This window comes from uncultured Campylobacter sp., from assembly GCF_938039205.1.
In the GTDB taxonomy this organism is placed as follows: domain Bacteria; phylum Campylobacterota; class Campylobacteria; order Campylobacterales; family Campylobacteraceae; genus Campylobacter_A.
In genome coordinates, this window is record NZ_CALHVM010000052.1 from 1 (window position 1) to 1,144 (window position 1,144).

At 51.6% G+C, this 1,144-nt stretch carries 2 pseudogenes; both read right to left on the bottom strand.

Annotated features, from left to right (window positions below):
- Positions 1-216: pseudogene (locus Q0394_RS07280) on the bottom strand (flavin reductase); the annotation flags it as partial.
- A 129-nt stretch (positions 217-345) separates the two neighbouring features.
- A pseudogene (locus Q0394_RS07285) lies at positions 346-1,144 on the bottom strand (hypothetical protein); the annotation flags it as partial.

Genomic DNA, 1,144 nt, shown 5'->3' on the forward strand with positions numbered 1-1,144 from the left:
GGGGATCTGCACGGCGAAATACCCGCTCTTTTCGATGAGCGTCCTCGTGTACGAGTCATTGTGCGGTACGATGGTAACCTTGTCGTAGTCAAGCGCCTGCGCCCACGTTATCGCCATCGCGTTGACGTCGTCACCGTATTTGGCCGATACGAGCGTGGTCGCGCCCGGGTTTAGGATACGGTATGATTTTTGTAGATCGACTTTAATGATAGCCATTTTTGCTCCTTTGACCTGGTTTTTGTTAAATTTGCCCACCTTTTTGAGCCGCCTTAGCGAGCTTTTCAAATTTGACTTTAACTCGCCAGACCGCCATATCAAGCCCAAAAGCCGCAAATTTAGCTAAATTTACCGTGCCTTTTCACAGTGTTCTCCGTACGGCACCAGCTCGCAAAGCCGCGCATGCAGCCGCTTTACCTCAGCTTCACCGGAGATCTCGCGTAGCTCTTTTTCGTGATATTTAGCCAGCATGATGCAGCCAGCGAGCATATCTGTTTCGTAGCAGCTTCTAGCAAGCGCTTTTATAGCTTCCTTGGCCCCGTAAGGCATCGCCATCGTGCCAAATCTAAAACATCGCCAAGCGTCCATCTCGCAGGCCTTACGCATGTAGCCCACGGCCTGCTCCGGCGCGCTGCTGCCGATCGCTAACCCTAGATGCTCGCATCCTAGCGCCGAGCCCTTTTCGCATGCGGTTTCGTATAGCTTTTTCGCGCGTTTTTCGTCCTTGCCTGGCGCGCCGTCAGCCTCAAAGCTCTTGCCGTACTGCACGCAAGCATCCTGATAGCCGCTATCGCAAGCCGGGCTCAAAATCTCTCTGGCGGCGATGAAGTCTTTGTTATTTATGTACATTTCGCCCGCCGCCGCGCACGCGTCAAATTTGCCCTCCTTGCACGCGCCGAGTAAAATTTGCATCGCCTCGCGGATGTCTTTTTCGTTTTGCTTTTTGGCCTGTTTTTGGTAAAACAAGATCACTCGCTTGCAGGCTCTCGCGTCCTTTTGGGCGCAGGATTTTTTGAGATCCTCGTATCTCGCGTTTAAAAACGCCTCTTTTTCGGGGCTTAGTTCGCCTTTTTTGGGCTCGCCGGCCATAGCCGCGATAGCAAAAAGTATCAACGCGATCAAATTTTTCATTTTATTCCTTAAATTT